At 72.9% G+C, this 21,655-nt stretch carries 19 protein-coding genes; 11 read left to right on the top strand and 8 right to left on the bottom strand.

All coding sequences use genetic code 11. From position 1 onward, the window contains the following. The first annotated feature begins 22 nt into the window (after nucleotides 1-22). From ACR9ZK_RS13015 to ACR9ZK_RS13005, 3 genes are all read left to right on the top strand, one after another. A complete protein-coding gene (locus tag ACR9ZK_RS13015; protein ID WP_481342352.1) occupies nucleotides 23-715 on the top strand; it encodes an NUDIX hydrolase in 693 nt (230 codons plus the stop codon). A 96-nt stretch (nucleotides 716-811) separates the two neighbouring features. Then, nucleotides 812-1,609: an MBL fold metallo-hydrolase gene (locus ACR9ZK_RS13010; RefSeq protein WP_481342350.1), complete on the top strand. Its 798-nt coding sequence runs from the start codon at nucleotides 812-814 to the stop codon at nucleotides 1,607-1,609. 17 nt (nucleotides 1,610-1,626) lie between these two features. Continuing rightward, nucleotides 1,627-2,274 (top strand): nucleoside/nucleotide kinase family protein, encoded by a 648-nt coding sequence (locus ACR9ZK_RS13005; protein ID WP_481342349.1) that lies wholly within the window; start codon nucleotides 1,627-1,629, stop codon nucleotides 2,272-2,274. Between the two features lie 419 nt (nucleotides 2,275-2,693). Here ACR9ZK_RS13005 and ACR9ZK_RS13000 read toward each other — a convergent pair whose 3' ends face one another. Beyond that, nucleotides 2,694-3,371 carry a Crp/Fnr family transcriptional regulator gene (locus tag ACR9ZK_RS13000; RefSeq protein ID WP_481342348.1) on the bottom strand — a complete coding sequence of 226 codons (678 nt, stop codon included), beginning with the start codon at nucleotides 3,369-3,371 and terminating at the stop codon, nucleotides 2,694-2,696. A gap of 233 nt (nucleotides 3,372-3,604) precedes the next feature. Between ACR9ZK_RS13000 and nth the strand changes: the two genes are divergently transcribed. The 4 genes from nth (at nucleotide 3,605) to ACR9ZK_RS12980 (ending at nucleotide 7,476) form a co-directional block, all read left to right on the top strand. Continuing rightward, on the top strand, nucleotides 3,605-4,363 hold the full coding sequence (gene nth, locus ACR9ZK_RS12995; RefSeq protein ID WP_481342353.1) for an endonuclease III: 759 nt from the start codon (nucleotides 3,605-3,607) through the stop codon (nucleotides 4,361-4,363). Next, on the top strand, nucleotides 4,360-5,205 hold the full coding sequence (locus ACR9ZK_RS12990) for an NUDIX hydrolase (RefSeq protein ID WP_481342347.1): 846 nt from the start codon (nucleotides 4,360-4,362) through the stop codon (nucleotides 5,203-5,205). The genes nth and ACR9ZK_RS12990 overlap by 4 nt, the downstream gene beginning before the upstream one ends. Beyond that, entirely contained in the window at nucleotides 5,202-6,404 is a 1,203-nt protein-coding gene (locus ACR9ZK_RS12985; RefSeq protein WP_481342345.1) for a MarP family serine protease, read from the top strand. Before ACR9ZK_RS12990 ends, ACR9ZK_RS12985 begins: the two co-directional genes overlap by 4 nt. An 88-nt stretch (nucleotides 6,405-6,492) precedes the next feature. Beyond that, on the top strand, nucleotides 6,493-7,476 hold the full coding sequence (locus tag ACR9ZK_RS12980; protein ID WP_481342344.1) for a CorA family divalent cation transporter: 984 nt from the start codon (nucleotides 6,493-6,495) through the stop codon (nucleotides 7,474-7,476). An 87-nt stretch (nucleotides 7,477-7,563) separates the two neighbouring features. Here ACR9ZK_RS12980 and ACR9ZK_RS12975 read toward each other — a convergent pair whose 3' ends face one another. The 4 genes from ACR9ZK_RS12975 to ACR9ZK_RS12960 are packed head-to-tail and all read right to left on the bottom strand — an operon-like array spanning nucleotide 7,564 to nucleotide 11,118. Next, the gene (locus ACR9ZK_RS12975; protein WP_481342343.1) at nucleotides 7,564-7,956 is read right to left on the bottom strand and encodes a universal stress protein; all 393 of its coding nucleotides are present in this window, start codon (nucleotides 7,954-7,956) and stop codon (nucleotides 7,564-7,566) included. After that, nucleotides 7,953-9,497, bottom strand: a complete 1,545-nt coding sequence (locus ACR9ZK_RS12970) for a tripartite tricarboxylate transporter permease (RefSeq protein WP_481342342.1) — start codon at nucleotides 9,495-9,497, stop codon at nucleotides 7,953-7,955. Before ACR9ZK_RS12970 ends, ACR9ZK_RS12975 begins: the two co-directional genes overlap by 4 nt. Then, entirely contained in the window at nucleotides 9,497-10,042 is a 546-nt protein-coding gene (locus tag ACR9ZK_RS12965; RefSeq protein WP_481342341.1) for a tripartite tricarboxylate transporter TctB family protein, read from the bottom strand. The genes ACR9ZK_RS12970 and ACR9ZK_RS12965 overlap by 1 nt, the downstream gene beginning before the upstream one ends. A 2-nt stretch (nucleotides 10,043-10,044) precedes the next feature. Continuing rightward, complete coding sequence (locus ACR9ZK_RS12960; protein WP_481342340.1) at nucleotides 10,045-11,118, bottom strand: Bug family tripartite tricarboxylate transporter substrate binding protein; 1,074 nt, start codon at nucleotides 11,116-11,118, stop codon at nucleotides 10,045-10,047. Nucleotides 11,119-11,200: 82 nt separating this feature from the next. Here ACR9ZK_RS12960 and ACR9ZK_RS12955 point away from each other — a divergent pair, with 82 nt between their 5' ends. Both ACR9ZK_RS12955 and ACR9ZK_RS12950 read left to right on the top strand, forming a co-directional pair. Further along, a complete protein-coding gene (locus ACR9ZK_RS12955) occupies nucleotides 11,201-12,937 on the top strand; it encodes a sensor histidine kinase (protein WP_481342339.1) in 1,737 nt (578 codons plus the stop codon). Then, nucleotides 12,934-13,608 carry a response regulator gene (locus ACR9ZK_RS12950; protein ID WP_481342338.1) on the top strand — a complete coding sequence of 225 codons (675 nt, stop codon included), beginning with the start codon at nucleotides 12,934-12,936 and terminating at the stop codon, nucleotides 13,606-13,608. The genes ACR9ZK_RS12955 and ACR9ZK_RS12950 overlap by 4 nt, the downstream gene beginning before the upstream one ends. A gap of 36 nt (nucleotides 13,609-13,644) precedes the next feature. On the opposite strand, the gene ACR9ZK_RS12945 is transcribed toward ACR9ZK_RS12950, so the two are convergent. The 3 genes from ACR9ZK_RS12945 to ACR9ZK_RS12935 form a co-directional block, all read right to left on the bottom strand. Beyond that, nucleotides 13,645-17,382, bottom strand: a complete 3,738-nt coding sequence (locus ACR9ZK_RS12945; RefSeq protein WP_481342337.1) for a S8 family serine peptidase — start codon at nucleotides 17,380-17,382, stop codon at nucleotides 13,645-13,647. 101 nt (nucleotides 17,383-17,483) lie between these two features. Beyond that, a complete protein-coding gene (locus ACR9ZK_RS12940; RefSeq protein ID WP_481342336.1) occupies nucleotides 17,484-18,038 on the bottom strand; it encodes an FMN-binding protein in 555 nt (184 codons plus the stop codon). Further along, nucleotides 18,035-19,501: a ferredoxin reductase family protein gene (locus tag ACR9ZK_RS12935; protein ID WP_481342335.1), complete on the bottom strand. Its 1,467-nt coding sequence runs from the start codon at nucleotides 19,499-19,501 to the stop codon at nucleotides 18,035-18,037. The genes ACR9ZK_RS12940 and ACR9ZK_RS12935 overlap by 4 nt, the downstream gene beginning before the upstream one ends. Nucleotides 19,502-19,563: 62 nt before the next feature. On the opposite strand from ACR9ZK_RS12935, the gene ACR9ZK_RS12930 reads away from it, so the two are divergent. Both ACR9ZK_RS12930 and ACR9ZK_RS12925 read left to right on the top strand, forming a co-directional pair. Then, entirely contained in the window at nucleotides 19,564-20,277 is a 714-nt protein-coding gene (locus ACR9ZK_RS12930) for a response regulator transcription factor (protein WP_481342334.1), read from the top strand. Continuing rightward, nucleotides 20,274-21,563, top strand: a complete 1,290-nt coding sequence (locus ACR9ZK_RS12925) for a sensor histidine kinase (RefSeq protein WP_481342333.1) — start codon at nucleotides 20,274-20,276, stop codon at nucleotides 21,561-21,563. Before ACR9ZK_RS12930 ends, ACR9ZK_RS12925 begins: the two co-directional genes overlap by 4 nt. The last annotated feature ends 92 nt before the right edge of the window (nucleotides 21,564-21,655 follow it).

Here is a 21,655-nt window from a genome sequence, read left to right as displayed (position 1 = left end):
TCCGTCGTCGGCAGCGTCAGATGTGTATAAGAGACAGGGGCGAGGCGAGCAGCACGCCGCACTCCTCGAAGAGCTCGCGCACCGCTGCGGCGGCGTCGATCCCCGCGACGGCGAGGGCGACCTGCCCTGGAGCGGTCCGTCGCCGCTCGAGTGGGGCGAGCGGCTCGGCTGCAGCCCGGTCGAGGCCCAGCTCTACGTCGCCGCAGCGGTGCGCGAGCTCTTCGAGGAGTGCGGCGTGCTGCTCGCCTCGCCCTCTGCGAGCGGGCCGCTCGCCCCGGTCGGGGACGCCGCGTGGCGCGGCGTCCGCGCCGACCTCGTGTCCCGTGCCGTGTCGCTGCGCGAGGTCCTCGTCGAGCACGGGCTCGTGCTGCGCTCGGACCTCGTCGTGGCCAAGGCGCACTGGCTGACGCCGGAGTTCGAGCCGCGACGGTACGACACGTGGTTCTTCGCCGCGCTGATGCCGCCGTCGCAGGTCGCCGACGGCGACACCACCGAGGCCGACCTCGCCGAGTGGGTGCGCCCCGCCGACCTGCTGCGCCAGTACGAGGCCGGCACCGCCCTCATGCTGCCGCCCACCGTCGTGTGCCTCGAGCAGGTGCGCGACGCCGCGTCGGCCGCCGACTTCGTCGCGCACGCCGACCTGACGCCGCTCGTCGTGCCGGAGGTCGTCGACGCCCCCGGGGGCGCGGCGATGGAGGTCGTCGAGCGCGTCTGAGCGGCAAGCCGATCCGGCTGCCGTGCCGGGAGGTGGCGCGGCCGGGCGGCGCGTGACGGCTCCCGAGACCTGACACCCGAGACGCAGGAGGCCGACGTGCAGGGTTCCCAGGCCGACCCGACGTGGGTCGGCGGCCGGTTCGGCGAGCGCGCCGAGTGCGTGCTGTGCCCCAACCCGTCGCCGATGACGCTCGACGGCACCAACACGTGGCTCCTCGCCGAGCCGGACGGCGACGAGGTCGTCGTCGTCGACCCCGGCCCGCTGGACGAGGACCACCTGCAGAACGTCCTTCGGCACGTCGCCGACTCCGGCCGACGCGTCGCCCTGACGCTGCTGACCCACGGCCACGACGACCACGCCGAGAGCGCCGACCGCTTCCACGCCCTCACCGGTGCGCCGGTCCGGGCCTTCGGCCGTGGACACGACGACATCCGCCCCGGTGAGACGATCCGCGTCGGCGGGCTCGAGGTGCTCGCCGTCGAGACGCCCGGCCACACCCGCGACTCCTTCTCCTTCGTCCTGCCGGCCGATGCCGCCCTCCTGACCGGTGACACGGTGCTCGGCCGCGGCACGACGGTCGTCGCGTGGCCCGACGGGAGCCTCGAGTCCTACCTCGAGTCCCTCGACCGCCTCCAGCGGCTCACGGCGTCCGGCGCGGTGACCAGCCTGCTGCCGGGGCACGGGCCGTTCGTCCCGGACGCGGCGGCGACCGTGACCTTCTACCTCCAGCACCGCGCCGAGCGGCTCGAGCAGGTCCGGTCCGCGGTCGCGGCCGGCGCCTCGACGGCTCGCGAGGTCGTGGAGACGGTCTACGCCGACGTGCCGCGCAGCGTCTGGCCCGCGGCCGAGCTATCGGTTCAGGCCCAGCTCGAGTACCTGCGCGAACACCCGTGACACCGGGCGGAGGTGGCGTGGAGGACCTCGCGATGGCGGCGGTCCAGCTCGTCGGCGACCGACGCCGTGCCGTGCTCGGCATCGCCGGGGCGCCGGGAGCCGGCAAGTCGACGCTCGCCGAGGCTCTCGTCACCGAGGTGGGACGGACGAAGGGGCCCGACTACGTCGCCCACGTGCCGATGGACGGCTTCCACCTCGCCGATGTCCAGCTGGAGCGGCTGGGAGCCCTGTCGCGCAAGGGTGCTCCCGACACGTTCGATGCCGACGGGTACGCGCACCTGCTCCGTCGGCTCGTCGCCGAACCGGACTCGTGGGTGTACGCCCCGGGTTTCGAGCGCACGCTCGAACAGCCCGTCGCGGCAGCGATGGTCGTGCCGCCGGCAGCGCGCCTCGTCGTCACCGAGGGCAACTACCTGCTGCTGCCGGAGCCCCGGTGGCAGGCGGCCCGCGCCGCCACGGACGCCGTCTGGTTCGTCACCGGCGACGACGACGTGCGACGCGCGCGGCTGGTGTCACGGCACGTCACCTTCGGCAAGGAGGCCGAGGCTGCGGAGCTGTGGGTCGAGCACACCGACGAGGCGAACGCCCTGCTCGTCATCGCGTCGGCCTCTGCTGCGGACCGGACCGTCGTCAACGGCCCGGACGGCTGGCGCTTCGCGTCCTGATCGCGCCGCCGACCGCCTGCAGCTCGCCGCGGCGGATAGGCAGGCGCCGTCGCTCAGCATTGCTCCACGTGACGGGCCAGGTCCGTGTGAGGCGGTTGACCCCGCTGCATGTGGCCCCTGCCTCGCGAAACTTCCTCGGCGGCCAAGCTCCGGCTCGTCAGGCGGAGCAGTGCTGAGGGAGCGACAGGGAAGGGCCGCTCGGACTGGCTGAGAGAGGCAGGCAGAGCCGCTCGGACTGGCGTGGCACGGGTGGCTCGTCACGAGGAGCAACGCTGAGGGAGAGCAGGACGCACGGCGCAGACCGGCTTGGCAAGGTGGTTCGTCACGAGGAGCAATGCTGAGTGGGAGAGGGCGACTCGGCTCCGCTCTCGGTCCTTCCGCGAAACGCGAGCGGGCGGCGGCGGAAGGGTCAGCGAGGGTCAGCGCGCGCGGCGCTTGAGGCGCTCGACGTCCTGCAGCAGGACGGCGCGAGCCTCCAGGCGCAGCCAGCCGCGCGTCGCGAAGTCGGCGAGGGCCTTGTTCACGGTCTCGCGGGAGGCGCCGACGAGCTGGGCCAGCTCCTCCTGGGTGAGGTCGTGGCTGACCATGACACCGCCCTCGACGGGCCGGCCGAAGCGCTCGGAGAGGTCGAGCAGCGCCTTGGCGACGCGTCCGGGAACATCGGTGAAGACGAGGTCGGCCAGGTGCGCGTTGGTGCGGCGCAGCCGCTGGGCGAGCGCGGCCAGCAGGGCCTTGGACACCTCGGGTCGGCCGGACAGCAGGCCGGTGAGCGAGTCGTTGCCGAGGCCGAGCAGCTGCGTCTCGGCGACGGCGGTGGCCGTCATGGTGCGCGGGCCGGGGTCGAAGAGGCTGAGCTCGCCGAACATCTCGCCCGGTCCGAGGATCGCGACGAGGTTCTCGCGGCCGTCGGGACTCGTGCGGCCGAGCTTGATCTTGCCCTCGGCGATGACGTACAGCGTGTCGCCACGGTCGCCCTCGTGGAACAGCACGTCGCCGCGCTCCATGTGCGTCCGGCTCATCTGCGACTGCAGGGCCGATGACGCCTCGTCGTCGAGGGCCTTGAACAGGGGCGCGCGCTTCACCACGTCGAGATCCACGGGGTCAGTGTGCCACGTCGCCCTCGCCCCCGCCGCGCGGTCGACGGCGCGGTGAACAGGCGCGTCGAACCGGCGCGTCGACGGGCCGGGGAGGTCCTCCGTCCGGCGGTCGGACGCTCGCCCGACGCGGGCGGCGTGACCCAGTCCCGCGGCATACAGTGTGCTCCGTGTCCCCCCGAGCCGTCGTGACCTCCGACGAGACGCCCGTCGCCCGCACGCGCCGCGCCCGCAAGATGTACCGCGCGCTGCACGAGCGCTATCCGTACGCGCACTGCGAGCTCGACTTCACGACGCCGCTCGAGCTGCTCGTCGCGACCATCCTCTCGGCGCAGACCACCGACGTCGGCGTGAACAAGGTCACCCCCATCGTCTTCGACAGGTACCGGACCGCCGCCGACTACGCGGCCGCGGACCGCACCGAGCTCGAGACGATCATCCAGCCCACCGGCTTCTACCGGAACAAGGCCGACGCCCTCATCAAGCTCGGCATCGCCCTCGTCGAGAACTTCGACGGCGAGGTCCCGGGCCGGCTCAAGGACCTCGTGACGTTGCCCGGCGTCGGCCGCAAGACGGCGAACGTCGTGCTCGGCAACGCGTTCGACGTGCCGGGCATCACCGTCGACACGCACTTCGGCCGGCTCGTGCGTCGCTTCGGCTGGACCGAGGAGGAGGACCCGGTCAAGGTCGAGCACGAGATCGGTCGCCTCTTCATGCGCAAGGACTGGACGATGCTCAGCCACGTCGTCATCTTCCACGGCCGGCGCACGTGCCACGCCAAGCGTCCCGCCTGCGGCGCCTGCCCGGTGGCGCGCTGGTGCCCCAGCTACGGCGTCGGCGAGACCGACCCCGACAGGGCCGCGAAGCTGCTCAAGTACGAGCTCGCCCCGCAGGCCCTCGAGGAGGCGGCCCGCGCCGCCGCTGCCGCACAGGCCGCCGAGCAGGACGGTGCCGGGCCGGACGTCCGGGCCGCGGCGGGGCAGGGGAACGCGTGACGCACGTCGCGAGCGGTATCGCGTACGCCGGCCGCACCGGGACGATCGAGCCGGCGCCGGTGCCCCCGGGCGGGATGCCGCGTCCGTCGTGGCTCGACCGGCTGGCCGACCGCCTCGGCACCGCGCGCGCCGAGGACTTCTCGCTCTTCGTGCCACCCGACGAGGGCGGCCGCGAGTCTGCCGTCCTCATCCTCTTCGGCCCGCCGCCGGCGGCGCTCGCCTCGAGCGCGTCCGGTCCGTCGGACCCGTCGGACCCGTCGGACCCGTCGGACCCGTCGGACCCGTCGGACCCGTCGGACCCGTCGGACCCGGACGGGGGAGCCTCCGACGAGGAGGCGCACGTCGTCCTCGTCGAGCGGTCCCACGACATGCGCTCGCACCCCGCGCAGATCGCCTTCCCGGGTGGCGCCCGCGACCCCGAGGACGCCGACGACGTCGCCACCGCACTGCGCGAGGCGCAGGAGGAGACCGGCCTCGACCCCTCGGGCGTCGACGTCGTGGCCACCCTGCCGTCCCTGTTCATCCCGTTCTCGGGCTTCGTCGTCACGCCGGTCCTCGGCTGGTGGGCCCGCCCGTCCGCGCTGTCGGTCCGCGACCCGAACGAGGTCCACGACGTGCTGTCGGTGCCGGTCTCCCACCTCGTCGCGCCGGCCACCCGCTTCTCGGTGACGCACCCGTCCGGGTACGTGGGACCCGGTTTCGGCCTCGACGAGCTGCTCCTCTGGGGCTTCACCGCCGGCCTGCTCGGCCGCGTCCTCGACCTCGCGGGCCTCGAGCAGCGCTGGGACGCGTCGGTGCACCGGCCCCTCCCGGAACGCTACGTCGGGCGGGGCCGCGGATGACCGGCAGCGTCGTGCTCGACATCGCGCTCGGCGTGCTCCTGCTGGCCTACGCCGTCTCCGGCTACCGGCAGGGCCTCATCCAGAGCGTCACCTCGCTCGTGGGGTTCTTCCTCTTCGCGGCGGTCGCCGTGTGGCAGCTGCCCGGCCTGCTCGCGCACTGGGACGCCGTCGCCGGCAACACCCGCAGCCGCGTCATCGCCCTCGTCGTGGGGGTGGTCGGGTTCGGCTGGCTCGGGCAGTTCCTCGGCAGCCTCCTCGGCAACCGCATCCGCCAACGGGTCGGCCGGACGCCGTTCCGCCGCGTCGACTCGGCGCTCGGCGCCGTCGTCGTGCTCCTCGCCGCGAGCCTCATCGTGTGGTTCATCGGCGGCACGATGCGCACCGCGGGCAACCCGGCGCTCGCGCGGGCCATGGCCGAGTCGAGGGTGCTGCGCGTCGTCAACACGATCGTGCCCGAGGACGCCGGACGCGTCTTCAGCGGCTTCCGCGGGTTCCTGTCGAGCCAGGGCTTCCCGCAGGTCTTCGGTTCCCTTGCGCCGGAGCCGATCACGCCGGTCCCGGCTCCCGACGCGTCGGTCGCCCGGTCGGAGGCGATCCGCGCCGCGGGGCGCTCCGTTGTCAAGGTGCTGACGCAGTCCGACCGGTGCCAGCGCGGGCAGGAGGGCACCGGCTGGGTGCTGCAGGGCAACCGGGTCGTCACCAACGCGCACGTCGTCGCCGGGGCGTCCGAGGTGCGCGTCGAGGTCGACGGGCGGACGCTGACGGCCCACGTCGTCGTCTTCGACCCCGAGCGCGACCTCGCGGTGCTCGAGGTGGAGGGCCTCGACCTGCCGGCGCTCCAGCTCGGCACCGACATCGCCCGTGGTGACTCGGCCGCCGTCCCGGGTTTCCCGCTCGACGGGCCGTACCGCGTCGTCTCCGCCCGGGTACGTGGTGTCCTCGACGCGCGAGGGTTCGACATCTACTCCCAGGACCGCGTCGTCCGCGAGATCTACTCGCTGGCCACGAGCGTGCAGCCGGGCAACTCCGGCGGCCCGCTGCTCGACACCCGGGGCCGGGTCGTCGGCGTCATCTTCGCCAAGTCGCTCGAGGACGACTCGACCGGTTACGCGTTGACCCTCGCCGAGGCAAAGCCGGTCCTCGACGCGGCGTCCACGGCCCAGCGCGAGGTCGCGACCGGCGCCTGCGTCGGGGGCTGACCCGCCGGCGCGATCGACTGCGCGATCGACTGCGCCATCGACTGCGCCATCGACTGCGGCCTCGGCCCGGCGGTGCCACAGTGGGGCCATGCAGGTGTCGTTCGTCAGTGTCGACGGGATCACCGACCACCCACCGGGCGAGCTCGAGTCGCTGCTCGCCCGGGCCGACGGCTTCGTCTGGGTCGACGTGCCCGACTACGACCCCGAGGCCGACGCCCTCCTGGCCGGACCGCTGCGCGCCCACGCCCTCGTCCGGCAGGCCTGTGCCGAACGGAACTTCGTGCCGACGGTCCACTCGTACGAGCACCAGCTCTTCGTCATCCTCCACGCGCCGCTGACGGGCCAGGGCGGTCACGTCCACGTGCTCGAGCTCGACGAGCTCATCGCGGACCGGTACCTCGTGACCGTGCACGGACCGCGCAACCCCGTCCTGAGCGCCGAGGACGCCACGGTGGAGACGCGGTCGGTCCGGGCCCGCATCGAGGCGGGACGGCTCGCGCCCGAGAACCCGTTCGAGCTGGCCTACGTCATCAACTCGGCCGTCGCCCGGCGGCAGAGCGCAGCGGTGCGCGAGGTCGCGGCCCGGCTGCCGGCCCTGGAGGCGGAGGTCATGTCGCCGGACTTCCGTCGCCCCGAGGACCTGCTCGAACAGCTCTTCCTGCTACGCCACGAGCTGAGCACGGCCCGCACCATGGCCGCGCAGGGCCATGACATCCAGGCCCGAATCCAGTCGCTGGACCGGTTCGTGCCCGCCGACGCGCGGCGGCATGCCCGCGACCTCGCCGACCAGTTCGAGCGCGTCCGCAACCTCGGCGACGGCGAGCTGGGCTTCCTCGTCGGCGTCATCGACCTCTACCAGACCCGCGTCACGACGAAGATGACCGTCGCCATGGAGCGGCTGGCGGTCATCGCCGCCATCACGCTGCCGATCACCGCGATCGCGAGCGTCTACGGCATGAACCTCATCGTCAACGACCAGACGCACGTGCCGCAGCTGGTCCTCGTCCTCGCCGTCATGGTCGGGATCAGCCTGTGGCTGCTGCGCTGGGCCCGCCGCCAGGGCTGGTGGTGAAGCACGACCGGGCGGCACGGGTCGACCGACCCGTGGGAACGTCGATGCCCACCCGACGTCGGTCGGGTGGGCATCGGCGTGGCTGGCTCAGCCGGCCTTGACGGCGAGCACCGGGCACGCCGCGTCGAGCAGCAGCCGCTGGGCGGTCGAGCCGAGCAGGAGCTTGCCGACGGGCGAGCGGTGCCGGATGCCGATGACGAGCATCCGGGGTGCCTCCTCGTCGATGATCTCGAGGATCGCGTCGGCGGGATCGGTGCCGTGCTCGACGCGCCGCACCTCGTGCTCGACACCGGACTCGGCGAGGTCGGCGTCGAGGCGGGTGAGGTCGCGGCCGTCGGCGCGGTGGGCGTCGACGAGCTTGTCGTCGCGGGACATGTTGACGACGAGGACGCGGTCGCCGTGGGCGCGGGCCTCGGCGGTGGCGGCCGCGAGCGCGGCCTCGCCCTGCGGGGTCGGGATGTAGCCGACGAGGATGGTCATACCGCTGCCTCCTCACGGAGCTCGGCCAGCAGGCCCGATCCCGGACCGCCCTTGCCGCCACGGGCGGCGCGGATGGCCTTCGCGACGAGCGGCCACAGGATGGCCAGCACGATGATGCCGTAGCAGACCCAGGCGACGGGGCCGCCGAGGAGGCCGCTGACGGCGCCGTGCGACAGCTGCAGGGAGCGTCGCAGGTGCAGCTCGGCGATCGGGGCGAGGATGACGCCGATGATGAGCGGCAGCACCGGCAGGCCGAAGCGGCGGATCGCGAAGCCGACCAGACCGATGCCGAGGAGCAGGTAGAGGTCGAAGGCCTGGCCGTTGACCGCCCACGCGCCCATCGTCGCGAAGAAGAGGATGCCCGCGTAGAGGTAGGGCCTCGGGATCTGGAGCAGCTTGGCCCACAGCGGCGCCAGGGGCAGGTTGAGGGCCAGCAGCAGGGTGTTGCCGACGAAGAGGCTCGCCACGAGCGTCCAGACGAGGACCGGCTGCTTCTCGATGAGCAGGGGGCCCGGCTCGAGACCGCGGCCCTGCAGGAAGGTGAGGATGATCGCGGCGGTCGCGTTGGTCGGCAGGCCGATGGCGAGCAGCGGCACCAGGGTGCCGGCGGCGGACGCGTTGTTGGCGGCCTCCGGTCCGGCGACGCCCTCGATGGCGCCGTGGCCGAACTCCTCGGGGTGCTTGGTCAGCTTGCGCTCGGCGACATAGGACAGGAAGGTCGGGACCTCGGCACCACCGGCGGGGATGGCGCCGAAGGGGAAGCCGAGGGCGGTGCCGCGCAGCCACGGCTTCCACGAGCGTCGCCAGTCGTCGCGACCCATCCACGGCTGGCCCACGGGGATGACGCCGCCGGCCTTGCGGCGCAGGTGCGCGGCGACCCAGAGCGCCTCGCCGACGGCGAAGAGCCCGACGGCGACCACGACGATGTCGATGCCGTCGGCCAGCTGCGGGATGCCGAAGGTCATCCGCTGCTGGCCGGTCACCTTGTCGATGCCGACGATGCCGATGGACAGGCCGACGAGCAGCGCCGCGAAGCCGCGGAGCCGGGACGAGCCGAGCACCATGCTGGCGCCGACGAACGCCAGCATGATGATGGCGAAGTACTCGGGCGAGCCGAGCTGGATCGCGAAGGCCACGACCTGCGGCATGACGAGGACGAGCAGGGCCGTGGCGATGGTGCCCGCGACGAAGGAGCCGATGGCGGCCGTCGCCAGCGCCTGGGCGGCCCGTCCGACCTTGGCCATCTTGTTGCCCTCGAGGGCGGTGACCACGGAGGACGACTCGCCGGGGGTGTTGAGCAGGATCGAGGTCGTCGACCCGCCGTACATGCCGCCGTAGAAGATGCCGGCGAACATGATGAGGGCCTGGGTCGTGTCGAGCGTGAAGGTGATCGGCAGCAGCAGGGCGACCGTCATGGCCGGGCCGATGCCGGGCAGCACGCCGACCGCGGTGCCGACGACGACGCCGATGAACGCGAACAGCAGGTTCAGCGGCGTCAGGACGTGGACGAAGCCGTCGATGAGGTGGTTGAGGTTGTCCATCAGAGGATTCCTTGGAGGATGCCTGCGGGCAGGTTGACCCCGAGCCCGATGGCAAACGCGTAGAAGGTGGCGAGCGAGATCGCGAGCGCGACGAGGACACCGCGGACGTGGTGCCGGTTGCCGAGCGCGAAGGCGGACCCCGCGAACAGGAGCGTGCCGGCGATGACCCAGCCGAGCGAGTCCATGAGCGCGGCGCTCACGCCGAAGACGACGACGAGCAGGCCGACGGTCTTCCAGTCGGCCTTGGCGCCGAGGTCGACGTCCTCGCCCTCGTCGGCCGCCCCGACGCCACCACGGTGGATGTCGACGGCGTACGCGGCGGAGACGATGAGCAGGAGGACACCGAGGACGGTCGGGACCACCTTGGGGCCGAGCGAGTCGTTGGTACTCGCCACCGGGGCGAGCTGGGCCGCGTTGACCAGCAGGAGGATGCCGAGGCCGGCGAGGGCCGCGCACATTCCGTACTGTGCGCGGTCCCCGCCCTGCTTCTCGACGTCCTGCGCGCCGGTCCGAGCGGCCGTGCGGTCGGAAGTCGTGTCGGACATCGTCAGCTCGTCAGCCCGAGGCCCGTGAGGATGTCGGCGACGTCCTTGTCCTGCGCCTTGAGGAAGGTGCCGAACTGGTCACCGGTCTCGAACGCGTCGGTCCAGCCGCGCTTCTCGAGCTCGCTCTTCCAGGCGTCGGTGCCGTGCATCTTCGTCAGGGCGTCGACCCAGACCTGCTTGTCGGCGGCCGAGATCTCCGGCGGCGCGACGATGCCACGCCAGTTGGTGAAGGTGAAGTCGATGCCCGACTCCTTGACGGTCGGCACGTCGGGGAGGGCGTCGATGCGCTTGTCGCTGGTCACCGCGAGGACCCGGATGGAGCCGGACTTGACCTGCTCGAGGAACTCGCCGAAGCCGCTGGCGCCGAAGGCGATCTTGTTGCCGAGGACCGCGGGAAGCAGCTCGCCACCGCCGTCGTAGGAGATGTAGGACACCTTGGTCGGGTCGATGCCGGCGGCCTTGGCCAGCTGCATCGGCAGCAGGTGGTCGGGGCCACCCGGGCTGGAGCCGCCACCGACGTTGACCTTCGACGGGTCCTTCTTCCACGCGTCGACCAGGCTCTTGAGGTCCTTGTACGGCGAGTCCTTGGAGACGACGATGGCGCCGGCCTCCTCGATGAGCTTGGCGATCGGCGTGGTGTCGGCGAGGGTCGCCTTCGACTTCTGCGTGTAGGCCGCGCCGACGACGCCGAGGCCCATCTGCATGGCGAGCTTGCCGTTGCCCTTCTCGTTGACGATGCGCTGGAGGCCGACGGTGCCGCCGGCGCCGGGCAGGTTGAAGACCTGGATCGAGTTGGTGATCTTCTCGTTCTCCATGACCTTGGCCACGGTGCGGGCGGTCGTGTCGTAGCCGCCGCCGGGGCTGTTGGGAACCATGATCTGCAGGCTCGAGGCGGGACCGGCAGCGGCGCCGGTGGACGAGCCGTCCTTCTTGGCGGTGGCGCCGCACGCCGAGAGGGCGAGGGCACCGGCGGCGGTGAGGGCGACGAGGGCGCCGACGCGGCGGCGGGTGCTGCGGGTGCTGCTGGTGCTGCGGGTGCCGGCGCTGCCGGGACGGGCAGTGTGGTGAGTGCTCATCGTTGAGATCTCTTTCGCGATCTTGGGCTGGAACGGCATGATCGTGCCCGCGTCCCGGACGGGTGTCGCCGTTGTGTCACCAATGAAGGTTGAGTTCGTTGTGGTCAAGCAGAGCACGGGCCGGTGGTTCGGTCGGCTGACCCTCACGGGGCAGCTGCTCGCTGTCCAGATGCTCATCCTGGTTGGCGTGCTCGTGGCGGTCGGTCTCGTCTCGCTGTCCCAGTCGGAGGCGACGTTCACCCGCACCGAGGGTCGCCGGGTGTCGGCCATCGCCGAGCAGCTGGCGAGCACGCCGATCGTGCGGACGGAGATGGCTCCGCGTGGGGTGCTCACCGTGCTGCCCACGCTGGTGCAGTCCATCGTGACGCAGTACAACGTCACGTCGATGAGCGTCGCCGACGCCGACGAGATGGTGCGGGTGTCCTCGGACCCGACGCTCGAGCGGGCCCCCCTCCCGGTCGGCTCGCCGGCGGTGGCGAACGGTGCGAGCTGGACCGGGGTCATGGAGCTCGGCGGCGAACGGATGCTCGTGGCCCAGAGCCCGTTGCTGTCGGTGCCCGACCCGTCGGTCAAGGGGCCGCAGCTGCCGGTCGGCACGCAGCTGGGGACGGTCATGATCGCGGAGCACATGCCGTCGGCGCTCGACCGGCTGCAGGGGGCGTCGGCCTACCTACCCACCTACCTCGGGATCGCGCTGGTCGTCGGCGGTCTCGGCTCGTGGCTGTTGGCGCGCCGGATCAAGAGGCAGACGCTCGGGCTCGAGCCGGCCGAGATCACCGGCCTGGCCGAGAGCCGCGAGGCGATGCTGTTCGGCCTCGCCGAGGGTGTCGTCGCGCTCGACACGAACGAGCGGATCACGTTGGTGAACAACGTCGCCCAGCGTCTGCTCGACCTGCCGGAGCACGTCGTCGGGATGCGCCTCGACGATCTGCCGATCGGACCGCGCCTGCGGGACGTGCTGCGGGGCGTCCCCGACGCGGACGCGTCCGGCACCGGCACGCACACCGACGGTGGAACCGACGCCGTCGCCCCGCGCGACCAGGTGGTGCTGCGGCGCGGCCGCGTCCTCGTCATGAACCGCATGGAGGTGAGCAAGGACGGGCGGCCGCTCGGGTCGGTGACGACGCTGCGCGACCGCACGGAGCTGGCCGACCTCGAGCGCGAGCTCGGGTCGTTCCGCAGCACCACCGAGCTGCTGCGGGCACAGGCGCACGAGTTCGCCAACCAGCTGCACACCATCTCCGGGCTCATCCAGCTCGGCGAGTACGAGGAGGTCGTCGGCTTCGTCGACTCCGTGAGCGAGCACCGGGCCGAGCTCGACGTCGCCGTGTCGCGGCGTGTGCGGGACACCGCCATCGCGGCGCTGCTCATGGCCAAGGCGGCCCAGGCCACCGAGCGCCGCGTCGAGCTGCGGGTGTCCGAGGAGACCTCGCTCGGCCGGCTCGCGCAGCGCGACTCGGCCGACGTGTCCGCCGTCGTCGGCAACCTCGTCGACAACGCCATCGACGCCGCCGCCACCGCCGCCGGGCCGGACCGCTGGGTCGAGCTGACGATCCGCCAGGACGCGTCGGCCGTCGAGGTCAGCGTCGTCGACTCGGGGCCCGGCGTCGCACCCGAGGTGGTCACCGAGGTGTTCACGCACGGGTTCACGACGAAGGCGGCGCAGGCCGGCGAGCGCGGCATCGGTCTGGCGCTGACGCGTCTGATCTGCCAGCGTCGGGGCGGCGAGGTCGACGTCGAGAACACGCCCGACGGGGCCCGGTTCGTGGCCCGCCTCACCGTCGAGGCCGGGGCCGTGCAGGGCGAGGAGAAGCGATGATCAGCGTGCTCGTCGTCGACGACGACTTCATGGTGGCGCGCATCCACCGCGGCTTCGTCGAGCGGGTCGAGGGGTTCGAGGTCGTCGGCACGGCGCGCTCGGGTGACGAGGCCCTCGACCTCGTCCTCGAGCTCGCGCCCGACCTCGTGCTGCTCGACCTCTACCTGCCCGACGCGTTCGGCCTCGACCTCGTGACGAGGATGCGCACCGCGGGCGCCACCTGCGACGTCCTCGTCATCACCGCGGCCAAGGAGGCCGACGCGGTGCGCCGGGCCGTGCGCGAGGGCGTCGTGGGGTACCTGCTCAAGCCGTTCGCGTTCCCCGACCTCGAGCAGCGGCTCCAGGCGTACGCGGCGGAGCGGGAGCGCCGCCTCGCCGACGACGAGCTGACCCAGGCGCAGATCGACGCGGCGTTCGTGTCGGGACCGGGCGGGACGCGTCCGTCGGCACCCCTGCCCAAGGGACTCAGCGCCGAGACCGCCGACGCGGTAGCGGCCGCTCTGCGAGAGGCAGTCGACACGTTGTCGGCCACGGAATGCGCTGAGGCCGTGGGGATCTCCCGCGTCAGCGCACGTCGCTACCTCGAGTACTTCGCCTCGAGCGGGAAGGCCGAGGTATCGCTGCGCTACGGCGCCACGGGTCGCCCCGAGCGTCGCTACCGCTGGGCCTGAGAGACCTGCGGTGACGACGCCCGGGCGGCCCGGGCGTCAGCGCACGGTGACCCGGCGCAGCGCGCTGCTCGAGCCGACGAGGGCCGTGGACCCGCGGTAGACCCACATGTAGTCCACCGACGCGCTCGGCTTGTGCGCGTAGGCGAACGTGCCGGTGGAGCTGGACGTGCGCGTCGCCGTGAGGGTCCACGTCGACGTGCCCACCCGGCGCCAGTACAGCTGGAGCGTCGCGCCGGCGACAGGACCGCCGGTGTCCTTGCGGACGAGCCTGCCGCTCACGGTGACCGGGTAGCCCCGGGTGACCGAGGTGACGTTCGAGGTGATCGACTCCGCGGTGCCGACGAGCCGTCCCCACGAGGACGGGCTGTAGTGACCGGTGCGGTCCTTGGCCCAGATGCGGAAGCTGTACGTCGTGCCCTGGGCGAGCGGGACCGTGGCCTTCGTGCCCGTGCCGGAGTAGGCGCTCGTCCCGGCCGCGACGCTGGACGGCGGCGTGGAGCCCGCGGCCATCCGCACGACGAACCGGTCGAGGTCGTTCGCGTACGGGGCGGTCCACGTCAGGGTCGCCGCGCGCAGTGCACCGGTCGCCCTGAACGAGCCGACGGCCGGTGGCGCGAGGTCCGTGGTTCGGAAGGTGCTCGTGTACGCCGTGGTCATCGACGCGCCCGACGTGTCCTTCACGCCGGAGACCAGGAGCCGGTAGGGCGCCCAGTCGTAGAGCCTCGTCGACGGCTTGACCGTGGCGGTGCGCCTGACCGCGTCGTACGTGACCGTCGCGGGGACGGCGGTGCCGGTGCGGCCGTTGACGAGCCGAACGGTCGAGGCAGTGACCGTCGAGGTCACGACATCACGCGCGAACGTCACCGTCGGCGCCGTCGTGACCGGCAGCCCGCTGCCGAAGTCGGCCGGCCAGGCACTGCGCACCCAGTCCTGCTCGTGGCCCGGCGTGATGCCGTATGCGTTGCGGAGCAGGGTGATGCCGTAGTCGGAGGGCAGGACCACGTCGACCTTGCCGTCACCGTCGAGGTCGCCGGTGGACAGCTCGCCGACGCCCCGGTCGTAGATGTACGGGGTCGTCGTGACGATGGGCTGGGCGAAGCCGGATCCCGACTGCGGCAGGACCGACACGGAGGGCGTGCCGTCATGGAGGACGACGAGGTCCTTCACGCCGTCACCGTCGATGTCCCCGGAGGTCAGGTCGTTCGGGTTGCTGCCCGTCGGCACGGCGACCGGCGCGCCCAGGGTGCCGTCGGGGGCTTGGACCAGCACGTCGACCCGAGGCGTCATGTGCGTCGAGCTCACCTCGATGTCCAGCCGTCCGTCGCGCGTCGCGTCGAGCAGCTCCAGGCCCTGGCCGGTGTCCAGGTTGTCGAGCACCGTGCTCGTCGCCGACCAGGACGCACCACCGTTGTGGTTGACGGTGACCGTGCCGCCGTGGAGCGTCACGACGTCCGGCCGGGGGTCGGCGTCGACGTTGCCCACCGCGAGGTCGAAGGTCGCGCGCCACTCCTGCGGCCCCGCGATGTCGGTGGCCGCCCAGCTGCTGTCCGGCAGCTGGAGCAGAGCCCGGACCTGGACCGTTCGCGTGTCCCCTGCGGGGGAGGCGATGGCCACCACGATGTCGAGCCGGCCGTCAGCGTCGAGATCGGTCGCTGCCACGAGGGAGCTGCCCTCCGTGCCGGGGATGAGCTGGGCGGGGGTCAACACGCCGGCGTCCTGGCGCAGGAGCTGCACGCCGAGGTCGGTGGCGACGACGACGTCGGTGTCGCCGTCGTGGTCGACGTCCCCGACGGCGAGGCCGCGCGGGATCGACCGCTGGCTCGTCAGGTGCGGCACGGGTGTGCCGGGCGAGCCCGCGGTGTCGACGGGGATGACGTAGAGGTCACCGGCTCGCTCGTAGCCGGTGTCGCCGATCGTCGCGACGATGTCGGCACGGCCGTCGCCGGTGACGTCGGCGACCGCCGTGTTCTTCACGGACTGCCAGCTGTCCAGGTTCTTGGTGGCGGGCGGGTCGAAGACGCCACGGCCGGTGTTCTCCACCGTCATGGTGTACGGGCGCGCGTCACGGGCACCGTTGAGGTTGGCGACCGCAACGTAGTACGTGCCCGAGCCCGTCTCGAGGGAGACGGACTCCGAGCCGCCCGGCGGCTGGTTGTCGACGTCCCCGATGAGGCGCAGCTGGGGATCGAGCACGCGGATCGTCGCATCGAGGTTCTGGGGGTAGGTGCCGTCGTAGGCGGCGGGCGTCACGGTGACGGTCATCGACTGCGGGCTCGGCGAGTCGAACCGGTACCAGTCGACGTCGCCCTCGATCCCGATGGTCGCGGTGGCGCTCGGCGTCCAGGTGTCACCGAGCTGCACCGGCGTCGCCCGCGACGGCACGTCGTTCGGCTCGTTGGCCCCCGCCGCCGGGAGGGCGAGGTCGGCGGCGTACCCGCCGCCGAGGGCGTTGGTGGCATCGAGGATGCCCGCCCCGTAGTACGGGTCGAAGCCGCGGGGGCCGGCGTCGCGGGCGGTCGCCCTGAGCCGCGCCAGCACCTGTGCCGGCGTCATGGACGGCGTCTTCGTCCGGAGCAGCGCGACGACACCGGAGACGATCGGCGCCGAGAACGACGTGCCGTCACCGATGTAGTAGAGGTTGCCGGCGGAGTCGGGCCGGCCGGTCGAGACGATGCCCCACCCGGGGGCCGCGACGTCGACCCACGAGCCGTACGTGCTGAAGTCGGTGAGCGCGCCGGCGCCGTCCGTGGCCGCGACGGCCACGACCTCGGGGTAGGCGGCCGGGTACTGCGGCACGCCGTCGCCGTAGTTTCCCGCAGCGGCCACGACGACCGCGCCCTTGGCGACGGCGCTGCGGACGGCGTCGTGCAGGACCGGGCTGTCCTCGTCCCCGCCGAGCGACAGGTTGATGATGCGGGCGCCGTGGGCGACGGCCCAGCCGATGCCCTCGACGATGTCGGAGTCGGTGCCCTGGCCGAGGGAGTTCAGCACCTTGACGGGCATGACGCGGGCGTTCCAGGCGACGCCGGCGATGCCCTCGCCGTTGTTCGTCTCCGCGGCGATGATGCCCGCGACCATGGTGCCGTGGCCCTTGTCGTCGCTCGCCGCACCGGCTGCGATGCCGACGTTCGTGATGGCGTTGTAGCCGGCGACGGTGCGGCCGGTGAGGTCCGGGTGCCTGCCGTTGACGCCGGTGTCGACGACGGCGACCAGCGTGTTGAGCGAGCCCTTCGAGCGGTCCCACGCACCGGGCATCCGCACGGTCTTGAGGTACTCCTGGTCGCCGTACGTGTAGCCCGGGTCGTTGGGCGTGGCCGATGCCTCGCGGACGTAGTCGAGGGTCACCTCGGCCACCGACGGGTCGGTGGTCAGCCGGCTGGCCAGCTCGTCGGCGGCGCCCGCGGCGTGCACGGTGACGAAGCCGGTGCCCGGCAGGGCGCGTCCGAGGCTGCCGCCGCGGCGCTGGACCGCCCGCTGGCGTGAGGCCGTCGAGGCCGTGTTCCTGAACCGGACCAGCACGGTGTGCGCGTCGTGCGCGCGGTGCGGTCCCTTGGCGGTCGCCGGGCGTGGGAGCCGCTTGGCCCCGATCGACGACGCGGTGGGTGCCGCCGCGGGCGCAGCGGCGGGAAGGGTCATCGAAGTGGTCACCGAGGCGGTCGGCGAGGGTGTCGTCGAGCGGGTGGGAGCCGCGGTGGCGGCGGACGCCGTGAGGGCCGAGACGGGCGCGACGAGCGCCAGCGTCAGGGCCGTCGCGAGAGGACGGCGACGAAACATGTGGAGCCCCTGTGAGTAGTGAGTGCGCGCGCATCATGGCAGATCGCGCCGACAGGCAGGGGCGGTTCGGGCCAGGCGTTGCAGGAACGTGCGACGGACACTCAGAGGTGCGCGGCGTCGATGGCCGACTGCAGGCTCTGCCGGTAGGCCTCGCTCGTGTAGGTCGCACCGCTGACCATGTCGATCTGGGCGGACTGAGCGGTGAGGGCCTCCCGGCGCAGAATCGGGGCCGCGTAGGCACTGATCCGCGCCGAGTGTCCCGAGCTGTCGGTGAGGTGCAGCGCCGTGACGTCGGTGATCCGTGAGCCGGTGACGGTGATGGCGACCTGCACGTTGCCGTACTGGGTGCTCGCGACCCCGCCGTCGACGGTGCGTGGACGCGGGGCGGACGGCTTCGACGTGCTCGTGCCGACGCTCTTCGACGCGCCCTTCGGTGCGCTCCTCGTGTTGGCCCGCGGCGCGCCGGACGTTCGGGCGGCACCCGAGCCGCCGGACGCGTCACCCGTCGAGCGGCTCGTCGACGCGGGTGGCGCGGGTGGCGCGGACATCGTGACGCCTCCCACGGCGTCGTGCTTCGGCGCCAGGCCGGCGGCCCAGGACGCTCCGATGGCCGTGGCGCTCGCGACGCCGACGATGAGCGATGTCGTCTTCCTCACCAGCCGAACCTCTCGTCGTGGACGTGGGGGCCGGGGACGCCGGCGCGGCGGACCGCCTGGTGCGCGAGCAACATCCACTGCGGCGGCCCACAGAGGTACACCTCGTGCCGGGCGAGGTCGGGGACGAGGCGAGCCAGGCGCTCGGCGTCCGAGCCTGCGCCGCCGACACCCTCGGGCAGCACGGACCCGGCAACCGGGGGACCGACGAGCGTCTCGAGGTGGTGGTCGGCGAGCTCGACGAGCGCCTCGAGCTCGGCGTGCAGGGGAAGCTGGCTCGCGTCGTTCGCGCGGTAGACGACGGTGACGTCACCGGGCAGGGCCTGGCGTTGCGTCACGAGCTCCTCGAGGAGGGCGCGCACCGGGGTGACGCCGATGCCCGCCGCGAGGAGGAGGACCTTGCGCCGCACGCGGGCCTGCGTCGTGAAGGCGCCGTAGGGGCCCTCGACGAGGACGAACGTGTCGGGCTCGAGGTCGGCGATCGCCGACGAGTGGTCGCCGAGTCCGCGCACGGTGATGCGCAGGCTGCGGCCGTCGGGCGCCGACGACAGCGACCAGGGATGCGCGGCCGGGAGCAGCCGTGGTGTCACGAACCGCCAGTTGAAGAACTGCCCGGCGCGCACCTGGAGCCGGTCGAGGTGGCGGCCGCGCATGACGACCGACCACACGCCCTCGGACTCCTCGACGACCTCGGCGACCCGCAGGCCGTGGCGGGCGCTGCGCGCGATCGGGAGCAGGAGCCGCCACCAGAGGACGCTCGCCGCGACGACGACCCACAGCGTCCACCAGTAGGCGCGGCTCCACGCCGACGCGGTGAGGTCGGACCCGAGCGACAGCTCGTGCGGGACCGAGAGGACCACCGCGGCGTAGGCCGTGAGGTGCACGACGTGCCACGCCTCGTAGCCGATGCGCCGACGGGCGATCTGGACCGAGGTCACGGCGATCGCGACGAGGGCGACGGTGGCGAGCGCGGCGAGGAGCAGGTCGCCGTCACCGAGGACGAGGGAGAGCAGCTCGCGCATCCAGCCGACGACGCCGGTGCGTGCGTCACCGAAGGCCGAGCCGACGACGATCGTGCCCACGTGGACGAGCACGAGCGGGACGGTGACCCGGCCGAGGATGCGGTGCGCCTTGAGCGCGCGGTCCATCCCGTAGACGCGGTCGACCCACGGCACGCGGGCGGCGAGGACGAGCTGGACGAGCAGCAGGTCCATCGCGACGAGGCCGGTGAGGCGCCCGACCGCCGTGAGGCGGGAGCCGGCGTCGCCGGTCAGCAGGTCGTGGCTGCCGCCGCCGGCGAGGAACTGCGCGACGACGAGCATGAGCGTGCCCACGGCCAGGGCTTCGAGCAGGTCGGCGACACGGTGTCGCCAGCGTCGGAACTCGACGCCGCTGCGCAGGGCACTGCGGACTCCGTGGTCGGGACGCCGGTGGACCGGGCGGCGGGGTGTCATCGTGGTGCTCACGCCGTCGATCGTCGGCAGCGGATCTCAGAAAGTTATGAGACGGGGAGGCGATGGTGGGGCGCATGTCCGACGACCTGACGGGGGGCGCGTCCACCGGGCGTGCGCCGAAGCCCCCGGACCGCCGGCCGCGGCTGTTGCTCGTCGAGGACGATGCCGACCTGTCGACGATGCTCGAGCAGCTGCTGACCGAGGAGGGCTACGCGGTCACGCCCGTCCGCGACGGGCAGGCGGGGCTGCACCAGGGCCTGGTGGGGGAGTGGGACGTCCTCGTCGTCGACCGCGGCCTGCCCGGCATCGAGGGGGTCGACCTCGTCTCGCGCCTGCGGACGAAGGGCCTGGCCGTACCGATCCTCTTCCTCACGGCCCGCGGCACCGTGGCCGACCGGGTCGAGGGGCTCGACGCCGGCGCGCAGGACTACGTCGTCAAGCCGTTCGACGTCGAGGAGCTCCTTGCCCGGCTCCGGGCGCTGCTGCGCCCGCGCGGCGGCGGGGCCGCGGAGCTGGCGGTGGGGTCGCGGCGTCTGGTCGTCGGCGAGCAGCGGGTCGTCGGCGACCGGGACGACGTCGTGCTGTCGCGGCGTGAGGCGGCGCTGCTCGAGGTGCTCGCTCGCCGGCCGACCCGCGTCTTCACCCGGGAGGAGCTGCTCGACCGGGCCTTCGACCGCGCCGACACCCTCGGCGCCGTCGACACCTACGTCCACTACCTGCGTCGCAAGCTGGGCAAGCGGGTCGTCGAGACCGTCCACGGTGTCGGCTACCGGCTGGGGCGCTCGTGAGCCGGGGCGCCGAGGAGCGGCCGGCGCGACCGTCCGGCGCCCAGCCGGACCCGGTCGGGCGGGCCGCGCGGTCGATCGCGGTCCGGGTCGGGTCCGCGACGGCGCTCGTCGTGCTGCTGGCCATCCTCGGCGCCGGGCTCCTCTTCGACCGGCAGCAGGCCACCGAGATCCGTCGCCAGGTCGACGCATCGGCCGCGACGGTCGACGACGTCGTCGACTCCCCACCGGGCATCTGGCTCGTCGAGCTGACCTCCCAGGGGACGAGGTCGACGACGGGAATGCCGCCGGCCGTGGAGCAGGCGGCAGCCGCGGCGTTGCGCTCTGCCGGGGTGAGAGCGCAGGTGACGGGCCCGCAACGGCCGTTCGCGGTCCCCGTCGAGGCCGACGGTCGCGACTGGCCCGCGGCCGCCGTGCAGCGCGAGAACCACACGTACGCAGCGGTGTACGACATCCGCGTCCATGCGTCGCAGGAACGCAGCCTCCTCGTCGCGATGGGCGTCGCCGGGCTGCTCGGTGTCGGGCTCTCCGCGCTGACCGGGTGGCTGGCAGGCCGCAGGGCCGTGCGGCCCCTGGCCGACGCGCTCGAGCTGCAGCGCCAGTTCGTCGCCGACGCGAGCCACGAGCTGCGGACCCCACTGAGCGTCATCAGCATCCGCGCGCAGCTGTTGCGTCGCCACCTGCGGGCGCAGGGACGCGACGACCTCCGGACCGAGGTCGACCAGCTCGTCGAGGACACGAAGGTCATGAGCGACGTCGTGTCCGACCTCCTGCTGTCGGCCCAGCTCGACGCCGGTGACGCGAGCCGCGAACCGGTGAACGTCGTGCACGTGGCCGAGCAGGTCGGGCGTTCCCTGGAGCCGTACGCGGCCGCGGCCGGGGTGGCGCTGTCCTGGCCCGACTCGGCGACGCGGCGACCGGTCGTCGTCGACGGCGTGACCTCCAGCTTGCGCCGGGCCGTCCTGGCGCTGGTCGACAACGCCGTGGCGCACTCGACCGGCGGTGCCGCCGTCGAGGTGCAGGTCGCGACGGACGAGGGGTCGCGCGTCCGGCTCGACGTCGTGGACCACGGGCCGGGCGTGGACCCGGCCGACCTGCAGGTGCTGACGCGCCGCTTCGCCCGCGCTGCGGCCGAGGACGGTGCGGGCCGCCGGTTCGGGCTGGGCCTGGCCCTCGTGACCCAGATCGTCCGCTCGCACGGCGGGTCGCTCGAGGTCGTCGAGACGCCAGGTGGGGGCGCCACCTTCCGGGTCGTCCTGCCCCTGGCAGTCGGGCCCGAGGACGACTGAGGCGTCAGGCGCCCCACGCACTGAACACGGCGAACGCGGGTGGCCCCACAGGGCCCTGTCTCTTATACACATCTGACGCTGCCGACGACGGA

The organism is Monashia sp. HAY1-5C, from assembly GCF_056755255.1.
This window is presented reverse-complemented; position numbering and strand designations above follow the sequence as displayed.

Excerpts from the sequence above, each read along its gene's own strand:
- ACR9ZK_RS12980 (WP_481342344.1), top strand. The coding sequence starts at position 6,493 with ATGCAGGTGTCGTTCGTCAGTGTCGACGGGATCACCGACCACCCACCG.
- ACR9ZK_RS12930 (WP_481342334.1), top strand. The coding sequence starts at position 19,564 with ATGTCCGACGACCTGACGGGGGGCGCGTCCACCGGGCGTGCGCCGAAG.
- ACR9ZK_RS12950 (WP_481342338.1), top strand. The coding sequence starts at position 12,934 with ATGATCAGCGTGCTCGTCGTCGACGACGACTTCATGGTGGCGCGCATC.
- nth (WP_481342353.1), top strand. The coding sequence starts at position 3,605 with ATGTACCGCGCGCTGCACGAGCGCTATCCGTACGCGCACTGCGAGCTC.
- ACR9ZK_RS12970 (WP_481342342.1), bottom strand. The coding sequence starts at position 9,497 with ATGGACAACCTCAACCACCTCATCGACGGCTTCGTCCACGTCCTGACG.
- ACR9ZK_RS12975 (WP_481342343.1), bottom strand. The coding sequence starts at position 7,956 with ATGACCATCCTCGTCGGCTACATCCCGACCCCGCAGGGCGAGGCCGCG.
- ACR9ZK_RS12965 (WP_481342341.1), bottom strand. The coding sequence starts at position 10,042 with ATGTCCGACACGACTTCCGACCGCACGGCCGCTCGGACCGGCGCGCAG.
- ACR9ZK_RS12955 (WP_481342339.1), top strand. The coding sequence starts at position 11,201 with ATGAAGGTTGAGTTCGTTGTGGTCAAGCAGAGCACGGGCCGGTGGTTC.
- ACR9ZK_RS12960 (WP_481342340.1), bottom strand. The coding sequence starts at position 11,118 with ATGAGCACTCACCACACTGCCCGTCCCGGCAGCGCCGGCACCCGCAGC.
- ACR9ZK_RS12985 (WP_481342345.1), top strand. The coding sequence starts at position 5,202 with ATGACCGGCAGCGTCGTGCTCGACATCGCGCTCGGCGTGCTCCTGCTG.
- ACR9ZK_RS12945 (WP_481342337.1), bottom strand. The coding sequence starts at position 17,382 with ATGTTTCGTCGCCGTCCTCTCGCGACGGCCCTGACGCTGGCGCTCGTC.